Raw genomic sequence first — 9,914 nt, forward strand, 5'->3', positions numbered from 1 at the left:
AAACCGCTAATAAGCGGTTCTAATTTGATAATAAAAAGACGATTAAATTGCTTTGGCGCCAGCTTCTGCTACTGTATGATCGTTCTCTACAGTGCTGCCGCTTACACCTATGGCGCCTATAATGGCTCCAGAAGCATCCTTGATAGGGATTCCACCTGGAAAAGTTATAAGACCGCCATTAGAATGTTCTATATTGAATAAAGAACCACCAGGTTGTGAAATTTCGCCTATGTTACCAGTGGGCATATCAAAATATCGAGCGGTTTTAGCTTTCTTGAGAGCGATGTCTGCACTTCCCAGCCAGGCACCATCCATACGAGCAAAAGCTACTGGATTGGCACCAGCATCCACAACGCTTATATTCATTTTAGTATCAATTTCCTTTGCTTTAGCTTTGGCTTCTTCTATAATACTCTCGGCTTGCTTTAAAGTAATGTTCATTTGGTTTCGTGTTTAATAATTATTACTTAGCCGATAAAATATCGATCTTTTTAATATCTGGAGCTTCTGACAACAATTCGTCTGCCTTTCCCATAAGAGCCTTTGCAATTTCTCCGTTTAAATGTGCCTCGCGACCATCCTCGTCTTCAAAAGTGTCAAATATTCCGAAAGTTAACTCGTCAATTCTAAAACTATACCAAGTGAGCGTCTGTTCTTCTTTTTTAGCCAGATCCACAGCTCCTTTTATAAAGTCTGCAACGGTAGTTGCTTTATCTGGTTTTGCTTGCAATGTTGCTAATAATCCTTTGTTCTTCATGTCTCTATGTTTTTTCATAATTTAGGAATAAACAACGCTACAAGCGGAACTCTTAACCCAAATTTAACGCCGTTTCCAAAAGCTGATCATAAAAAACCCAGATATTGAGCTTGAAATATATCCATCAATAATTATTTAACGTTTAAAAGTAAGATCCCGCTGTATTATTTCAGAATTTTACTACAGTCACACAAGCTAATATTTAACCTTTAAACTGATTTCATGGAAAACATTAATGAATGGCTATTACCAGATCTGGAAACCTCAACGATTATCATTATAAGTGTCATGCTAATTTTCAGCTGTCTTATAATTATCACTCGTATCGCTGATCTACGCACCTTTGCAAAAATGACGAGTTTTGATTTTGCCACAACCATTGCTATAGGTAGTATTCTGGCAAGTGTTGCGATGGACACTACAATTTCAATAGGTAATGGTCTTGTTACCTTAGCTGCAATCGTCATCTTTCAGGTCATCTTTGCCGTTTTACAACGAAAGAGCAACCTCTTTAGAAAAGCCGCGACTAACGGCCCAATATTAATCATGAAGGACGAAAAGATTCTTGAAGAGGCTTTGAAAAAGTCAAATCTTCATCGATCAGAACTCATTGCCAAACTGCGTGAAGCAAATGTGCTGCAATTTGATGATGTGAGAGCTGTTGTAATTGAAAGTACAGGAGATGTCAGTGTCCTGCACGTAAACGATGGTGACAAGAAACTTCAGGACGAGATTTTGGATTTCAAGTACTAATTTCCTGCTTTTTAATTTAGATTTTATAAACCAAAATTCCCAAAGGTGGTAATCGCAACTCTACGCTATTTTCTCTTCCATGCCAAGATTTATTTTGTGGAGAGAATGACTTTTTAACCGTACGATCTGAGCCGCCGTATTTTATAGCATCGCTATTGAACAAAAGTTTATAAGTGGCATCTGAGGGAACTCCTATGCGGTAGTTATCTCTAGGAACTGGTGTCATGTTGCAAATTATTAATACATGAGAATCCACACCTTTACGTTTATAACTTATAACGGAGTTTTCATGATCTTCATAAGAAATCCATTCAAAGCCATCATGTTCAAATTGCTTTTCATGTAAAGCTTTCTCACTTCTATAAAGCTGGTTTAAATCTTTAATGATATTTTGAATTCCTTGATGCGGCTTATAATCAGTTAAATGCCAGTCCAGACTTCCTTGAAAATCCCACTCTTCATGTTGCCCAAATTCAGATCCCATCATTAATAATTTACCACCTGGATGAGTAAACATATAAGAGTACAGCAATCTTAAATTAGCAAACTTTTGCCATTGATCTCCTGGCATTCTACCTAGTATAGAACTTTTACCGTAAACAACCTCATCATGTGATAAAGGCAACATAAAGTTTTCAGTAAACGCATAAGTCATGGAAAATGTTAAGTCATTTTGATGGTGCTTTCTATGAATAGACTCTTTTTTAAAATATTGTAGCGTGTCGTGCATCCATCCCATCATCCATTTCATACCAAAACCTAAGCCACCTATAGATGTAGGTTTACTTACCATAGGAAAACTTGTGCTTTCTTCGGCGATGGTTTGAGTATCTGGATAGTTTAAGTAAACAGCCTCGTTCATTTCTTTCATAAAAGCTATTGCCTCTAGGTTTTCTCTACCACCATTTATATTAGGTTCCCATTCTCCATCTTCTCGCGAGTAATCAAGAAACAACATACTTGCTACTGCATCTACACGCAACCCATCAATATGGTATTGATCGAGCCAAAACAAAGCATTTGATATTAAAAAGCTTTTTACCTCGTTTCTACCATAATTAAAAATCAATGACTTCCAGTCAGGATGGTAACCTCTTCTTCTATCAGGATGCTCGTACAAATGTGTCCCGTCAAAATTTCCTAAGCCATGCGCGTCTTCTGGAAAATGAGATGGTACCCAGTCAAGAATAACACCTATACCAGCATTATGACATGCATTTACCAGTTCTTGGAATTCTTCAGGATAACCAAATCTTGCCGTAGGAGCAAAATATCCTGTAATTTGATAACCCCAAGAAGGGTCATAAGGATACTCCATAATAGGCATGAACTCGATGTGTGTGAATTGCATCTCTTTCGCGTAAGCTACTAGATCTAAAGCGAGTTCATGGTAACTTAAACTTCTATTTTCTTCTACCTTTCTCTTCCAGCTGGACAAGTGTACTTCATAGACAGAATAGGGCGCGTCTAGAGCATTATTTCTGGCTCTTGACTCCATCCACTTACGATCACTCCATTTAGGCTTAAAGTCATAAACGATGCTAGCGGTGCGTGGTGGATGCTCACAACGGCGTGCGTAAGGATCTGCTTTTTCAGTAACAACATTGTTATGTGAAGAGCGTATTTTATATTTATACGTTGCTCCGTGGTGCACCCCAGGAATAAAACCTTCCCAAATACCGCTGCTATCCCATCGTACTTTAAGAAGGTGCTCATCTTCTGTCCAGAAATTAAAGTCGCCTATGACAGAAACACTCTTTGCACTAGGCGCCCATACAGCAAAATAAGTTCCTTCTACTCCATCAACGGTTGTGACGTGGGACCCAAACTTCTCATAAAGTCGGTAATGCTTACCGCTTTTAAATAAGTCGATATCAAAATCTGTAAAGCGGCTGTGCGTGATTACTTGAGTCATCTTTAAAGTGAAAAGCCTTTAGGAATCACCGCGTTTTTCTTAATCACGACTATTCCATCTTTGATCACATAATTCTCTGTTTCATCATCTTTTAAATGAGAACCTCCATTTATACGCACATCATCGCCTATGCAAACATTTTTATCAATAATGGTATTTTTAATAAAACATCGTTCACCTATTCCTTTGAGTACTTCGGGCTTACTTTTTTCTATAGATTCTAACGATTCATACTCGTCATTACCCATCATATAAGTATTGATTACAGTACTCTCTTTACCTATTCTAGATCTAATACCTATGACTGATTTTTCAATTTTTGCAGCACTGATGATGCAGCCTTCTGCGACAACAGCTTTTTCTAATAAAGTTCCTGATATCTTTGAGGTAGGCAATATTCTCGCATTAGTATACACTCGCTGTTTAGAATCATACAAGTTAAACTCAGGAATATCATTTGTCAAACCTAGATTTGCCTCAAAAAAAGAATCTATACTTCCTATATCTGTCCAGTAATCTTCAAACTGATAACTTAATGTTTTATGATCAGATATCGCTTGTGGAATGATTTCTTTACCAAAGTCTATATTCTTTTCATCTTTCATTAATTCAATTAACAAATCTCTATTGAAGATATAAATCCCCATTGAGGCGAGATGATTTTTCTTTTGCTTTTTCATCTCTTTGCTGGTGTTAGACTTCCAATCTGGCAACAGCTCTTTAGCTGGTTTTTCTATAAATGAAGTAATGACATTATGATCGTCTGTTTTTAATATTCCAAAAGAGGTGGCATCTTTTTCAGTTACTGGAATGGTAGCGATAGATATTTCGGCTTTAGCATCAATATGAGCCTGGATCATTTCATTAAAATCCATTTGATACAATTGGTCACCAGATAAGATCAATGCATATTCAAAATCATGTCTTAAAAAATGATGCATGCTTTGACGCACCGCATCTGCAGTTCCTTGAAACCATCCTTTATTTCCTGGGGTTTGCTCTGCCGCTAGGACATCTACAAAAGCCGAACTAAAGAAACTAAAATGATATGTGTTTTTAATATGTCTATTTAAAGACGCCGAATTGAACTGTGTCAAAACGAACATTCTTTTTATATCAGAGTTAATACAATTAGAAATAGGAATATCTACTAATCGATACTTACCAGCAATAGGCACCGCAGGTTTTGAACGACTCTCTGTTAAAGGATATAATCTCGTACCTTGCCCACCACCTAAAATAATACTTAAGACTTTGTCATTAATCATAATCAGTTTGTTATAGATTCATACATGTTTATATATGCTACGGCAGATCGATTCCAAGAGTGATCTATTTGCATAATATGTTTAATAATTCTTTTAAATTCTTTTTGCTCTTTATATAGTAAGCAGGCTCTTTTAACTGCAGCAACTATTTGATCTACAGTGGCATCTTCATGTGTAAAACCAAAACCACCATCTTCCATATCTACTATCGTATCCTTTAATCCACCTATACTTCTAACTACTGGAATAGTACCATATCTTAAGGAGTACATTTGATTTAAACCACATGGCTCTACACGAGAAGGCATAAGAAGAAAATCTGCACCAGCATAGATAATATGAGACAACTTCTCGTCATAACCTATGAAAGCATTAAATGTACCTTTAAATCGTTCTTTGAGTTCCAGCAATTTTTCTTCAGTACTTTGCTCACCTGACCCTAGCAATAAAATAGAAACGTCCTCATTATTTAATATTTGATCAAAAGCTTCAGGAAATAAATCAGATCCTTTTTCATATACCAGTCTTCCGATAAAAGCAAATAATGGTTTATCAGCATCTAAATTAAATGTATTACACAACCATTTTTTGTTTGCTTTTTTACCGCTAGTAGCTTTCTGTAAACTATAATTTTTAACTAAGTAACTGTCTTTTTCAGGGTTCCATACTTCTGTATCAATACCATTAAGAATACCTATACATTTAGGTGCCTCATGACTCAATAGGCTTTCTAAATGGTTAGCATTCTCTTTTAATTCTTCCATATAACTAGGAGAAACTGTATTTACTCGCCACGCGCACTTAATAGCGCATGCCAGCGGATTAATATTTCCCGACCAATCCAGTAAACCTATATGTTCTTTATCAAATTCAGGAATAAGGTTAATCTTATCATGAGAAAACCAGCCTTGATATTGTGCATTATGAATACTTAGCACCGAGGGAATCTCTTTAAATTGTTTAAAATCATAGCAATACTGCATCATAAAAGGAACTAAACCAGTGTGATGATCATGGCAATGTACTACCTGTGGCAACTCACTTTGCACAGATAGCCAGCTCAATGTCGCAGTTTGAAACGCCATAAAACGCTCTACATCATCTCTTGAGTATACATATTCTTTATATAAAACTCCTGAAATTTTTACCAGATAAATGTCAAAACCTAATTGCAAATTTTCAGGTTTCAATATCTCAAAATCATATGCTACTTGATCCATCTTTATAACACCATTGTAAACCGATTCAAAGGCGTTATTTTGAGTAAATGGAATATTGTAATAAGGCATGATAACACTTGCCTCATGTCCTTCTACATTCTGATACTTAGGAAGTGCACCTACGACATCTGCCAGACCACCTACTTTTGCGATAGGGTAACACTCTGCACTTACATGTATAATTTTCATATCATTAAATCAATTAATTGAGTTGTTTAAATTAGTAAAATGCTATCAAAAATTGATTTTTAAAAACGGTTATTTTTACTATAAAACTTTAAGCTGTAATGCTGCCCAGATAATTGCCTCATTCATTGTGTAGAAAACCTCATAAGGCCTAGAATAAAATTGCTTTTCATACATAGCAGTTTTCATTTTCATGTCTGAATTAACGACTATGGCAAGACCTTTTAGATTTTCAATTTCTGCGACTTCTCGATAGATAAGAGGATCTATAGAATAAGAATTAATTCTGTTAGCAATGTATATGAGGTCACGATCAAAAAAATGTCTTGTAATCATATTTTGTAAAACTTCAACATGTTCTTGATTAACCACAACACCATCTTTAATTTGGTTAACTAAATAATGTTCAAAAACAAATACTTCAGAATATCCTAAATCATAATAACGTAATTGATTCATAGCTTTAAGTTGGTTCTTAAAGATAGTGATTTTAAAAATATCGCTTTCGCGAAAGTGTAATTAAAATAAAATTCATTTTCAAGAACTAAAACTATAAGTAATGTAAAACTAATCGTTTACAAAACATTTAAACCGTTAACAACTCCATCAATAGAGCGCTGTAACTTGTGAGATTCATTTACATATAGTTATTTACTCAAACGACAATTTCAATTTTAGAATGGAGGCTATCAGGATAAACAGTGAACGTATCCATACAAGAATCTTGTTTACATAAACTTTTGAAATCAAAAAAAGGCTGCAATAAATTGCAGCCTTCAAATTTTTTAAAAGTATAACTAACTTAAGTTAATTGCGACTTAACAATCGTGCTGATCGTTCTACCATCTGCTTTACCTGCGAGCTCTTTATTTGCCATTCCCATTACTTTCCCCATATCTTTCATCCCAGAAGCTCCGGTCTTAGAAATAATATCAGAAATCACCTTAGTTATTTCTTCTTCACTCATTTGTTCTGGAAGAAACTTCTCTAAGACTGCTGCCTGAGCAAGTTCTGGCTCAGAGAGATCTTCTCTATTCTGTTCTGAAAAAATACGAGCACTATCCTTGCGTTGTTTGACAAGTTTTTGAACAATTTTAATTTCTTCATCCTCGCTTAATCCTTCATCACCACCAGATGTTTTTGCCAGTAATATTTCACTTTTAACAGCTCTTAATGCAGCGAGAGCAGTTTGATCTTTGGCCTTCATAGCCTCCTTCATTGCACTCATTATATCTTTCTCTAAACTCATAATCTTGTTTTATTAACAAAAGTAAGAATTTAAGTTGCAATAAAATACGTACTTAACATATCAACACCATCAAAACTATGTGCATTAAAAAACCCAAAGACTTTTTGAGCCTTTGGGTTGATTATCAAGGTAGTTAAAAGCTTTTAATCTACATTATCATGTAAGAATGAATTATTGCTGGATCTGAGTTGTATTTCATTATTCTCATCTGTAGAAAGTGTGGTTCTAGACCTATCGTTTTCTTCAGGTAATTTATCCAGCTCAATACCTTGTCTTAAATAGGCTGGTTGCTTTTCTATTTCATCTAACCTGTGAGAACTCTTAAACTTAAAATTGTAAGCATGCATTTTGCGCTTACGCTCTTCTGCTCTTTGCACTAGCACTTGATTAAGAGGTAAGTCTGTAGGGTCTACATCTTGATCTATCTCTGGTTGTGATGGCACCTCAGTTGATTTCACATCTTTAGTTACCATTCTTATTTCTGGCTCTGCAACTACGTTTTCTCGATTAGATTCTTTAGGCTTTGCAGTATTTAACTGTTCCTCTACATCCATATAATCTTCTAGAGAATATTTCTTAATACCTTTATCAGAGAACTCAGTAACTGGCACTACATTTATAGGATCATTTACTTCAATATCTTCTAACTCATGCTTCACAGTGTTAGTTTCTTCTTCTTGTAACTGCGATGATAGCGGCATGTCAAAATCTAAGAAAAACTGATCTTTCTCTTCTTCCTGAACAGGTGATTTAAGCGTACTTATTTCTTCTGTCTGAACTTCTCTAATAACAAATTCTTGAGATTTATCTAGCACCTCTTCATAGACCACGTTTAAGTTCTCGATAAACTCATTTGTAGGAATTAATGGATTCTCGTCCATCACAGGTGAAATAGTATCTTCTGGTTCTTCATCTCCTAATTCGTGAACTATGATCAGAGGTTCTTCTGGCTGAGATGGTTTTACCGTTTTTGGTTCCTGTTCCGCTTTCGCGAAAGCGGCATCCTCTTCCTGATCTTCTTCAAGATCCATAATTAGTTTACCAGGCAGCACATCATTATTACTTTCCTTTAATATGGCAGTAGCACGCTGCTCTTCTTCCAGAGTATGAATAATACGTTTTGCTTCAGTATTTGATATTTCATTTTGCTGCTCTGCATCAAAACCAGTTGCGATCACGGTAATGGAAATAGCGTCTCCTAAAGCCTCATCTTCACCTACTCCCATGATAATATTTGCGACGCCACCAGCTTCATTCTGGATGTGCTCGTTTACTTCACCTATCTCATCAATGGTAATTTCTTCAGTACCAGAAACGATTAATAGCAACACATTCTTTGCTCCTGATATTTTATTATCGTTTAATAATGGAGAATCGAGCGCTTTAAGAATTCCTTCTTGAGCACGATTAGAACCGGTAGACTGCGCACTACCCATTATTGCGGTACCACTATTTGCGAGTACTGTTTTTGCATCGCGCAGGTCAATGTTTTGAGTGTAGTGATTTGTTATTACCTCAGCAATACCTCTTGAGGCAGTAGCAAGTACCTCATCAGCTTTTGAAAATCCTGCTTTGAAACCTAAATTTCCATAAACATCTCTCAATTTATTATTGTTGATAATAATCAAAGAATCCACGCTCTTACGGAATTTTTCAATTCCCATTTGAGCTTGCTCATTACGCACTTTACCTTCAAACTGAAAAGGCGTGGTAACAATTCCTACTGTAAGAATATCCATGTCACGAGCAATTTGCGCGATAACAGGTGCTGCTCCAGTACCAGTTCCTCCACCCATTCCGGCGGTGATGAAAACCATTTTTGTATTAGAATCAAGTAAGTCCTTTACATCTTGCATGCTTTCTTGTGCAGCACGCTCTCCTACTTCGGGATTTGCTCCAGCTCCAAGACCTTCTGTTAGGGTGACACCTAGCTGTATTTTATTAGGCACTGGACTGTTATCTAGTGCTTGTGAATCTGTATTACAGATTACAAAATCTACTCCTTTAATTCCTTGCTGGTACATGTGCTTGATAGCATTGCTACCTCCACCACCTACACCGATGACTTTAATGACGTTTGATTTATTTTTAGGTAAATCAAAAGCGATACTGTTAAATTCTTCACTCATAATAGTGCTACTTTATGGATTCAATTGTGATGTTTACATCACGGTAATTGCTTTTCTTTTTATTTTTTTTGATTATTTACTGTTTACTCAGCTTTGTCTAGAAACTCCTTGAACTTAGTCGCCCAAGAGTCAAATATTCCTTTCTTTTTTATTTCTTCAGTGACCGTAGGTCGCTCCTCTTCTTGAACTTCATTTACTGGTTGTTCTACGTCAGTCACCTCAGCCTCAACAACTTCTTCCTCTACTTCTTCTTCAAATTGATCTTCTAGTCCTTTCATAACAAGTCCTACAGCGGTAGCAAACAATGGACTTGTACTTTCTGTATCACTATCTCCCGCGAGGTGCTCATTAGGATAACCTATACGGCTAGGCATTCCAGTAACATACTCTGCAAGTTGTTTAATATGTTTTAACTGGCTACCACCACCAGTAAGAAC

The 9,914-nt window shown here is 36.1% G+C and carries 9 protein-coding genes and 1 pseudogene; 1 reads left to right on the forward strand and 9 read right to left on the reverse strand.

Going from position 1 to position 9,914, the window contains the following annotated elements; genetic code table 11:
- Positions 1–42 precede the first annotated feature (42 nt).
- Complete coding sequence (locus tag A9Q93_RS03345; protein WP_303685964.1) at positions 43–441, reverse strand: heme-binding protein; 399 nt, start codon at positions 439–441, stop codon at positions 43–45.
- Between the two features lie 22 nt (positions 442–463).
- Positions 464–775 carry a putative quinol monooxygenase gene (locus A9Q93_RS03350; RefSeq protein WP_303685965.1) on the reverse strand — a complete coding sequence of 104 codons (312 nt, stop codon included), beginning with the start codon at positions 773–775 and terminating at the stop codon, positions 464–466.
- A gap of 204 nt (positions 776–979) precedes the next feature.
- On the opposite strand from A9Q93_RS03350, the gene A9Q93_RS03355 reads away from it, so the two are divergent.
- Positions 980–1,510, forward strand: a complete 531-nt coding sequence (locus A9Q93_RS03355; RefSeq protein WP_303685966.1) for a DUF421 domain-containing protein — start codon at positions 980–982, stop codon at positions 1,508–1,510.
- Between the two features lie 16 nt (positions 1,511–1,526).
- Here A9Q93_RS03355 and glgB read toward each other — a convergent pair whose 3' ends face one another.
- From glgB to A9Q93_RS03390, 7 genes and pseudogenes are all read right to left on the reverse strand, one after another.
- Complete coding sequence (gene glgB, locus A9Q93_RS03360) at positions 1,527–3,425, reverse strand: 1,4-alpha-glucan branching protein GlgB (RefSeq protein WP_303685967.1); 1,899 nt, start codon at positions 3,423–3,425, stop codon at positions 1,527–1,529.
- A gap of 2 nt (positions 3,426–3,427) precedes the next feature.
- On the reverse strand, positions 3,428–4,693 hold the full coding sequence (locus A9Q93_RS03365) for a glucose-1-phosphate adenylyltransferase (protein WP_303685968.1): 1,266 nt from the start codon (positions 4,691–4,693) through the stop codon (positions 3,428–3,430).
- Between the two features lie 2 nt (positions 4,694–4,695).
- Positions 4,696–6,102, reverse strand: coding sequence for a glycogen synthase (locus A9Q93_RS03370; RefSeq protein WP_303685969.1), 1,407 nt, complete (start codon positions 6,100–6,102; stop codon positions 4,696–4,698).
- Between the two features lie 78 nt (positions 6,103–6,180).
- On the reverse strand, positions 6,181–6,558 hold the full coding sequence (locus A9Q93_RS03375; protein ID WP_303685970.1) for a hypothetical protein: 378 nt from the start codon (positions 6,556–6,558) through the stop codon (positions 6,181–6,183).
- Between the two features lie 343 nt (positions 6,559–6,901).
- Positions 6,902–7,348 (reverse strand): GatB/YqeY domain-containing protein, encoded by a 447-nt coding sequence (locus A9Q93_RS03380; protein ID WP_303685971.1) that lies wholly within the window; start codon positions 7,346–7,348, stop codon positions 6,902–6,904.
- 143 nt (positions 7,349–7,491) lie between these two features.
- On the reverse strand, positions 7,492–9,477 hold the full coding sequence (ftsZ, locus tag A9Q93_RS03385) for a cell division protein FtsZ (RefSeq protein ID WP_303685972.1): 1,986 nt from the start codon (positions 9,475–9,477) through the stop codon (positions 7,492–7,494).
- A gap of 83 nt (positions 9,478–9,560) precedes the next feature.
- Positions 9,561–9,914, reverse strand: a pseudogene (locus tag A9Q93_RS03390) (cell division protein FtsA); the annotation flags it as partial.

It is taken from the genome of Nonlabens dokdonensis (assembly GCF_002162835.1).
GTDB lineage: Bacteria > Bacteroidota > Bacteroidia > Flavobacteriales > Flavobacteriaceae > Nonlabens > Nonlabens dokdonensis_B.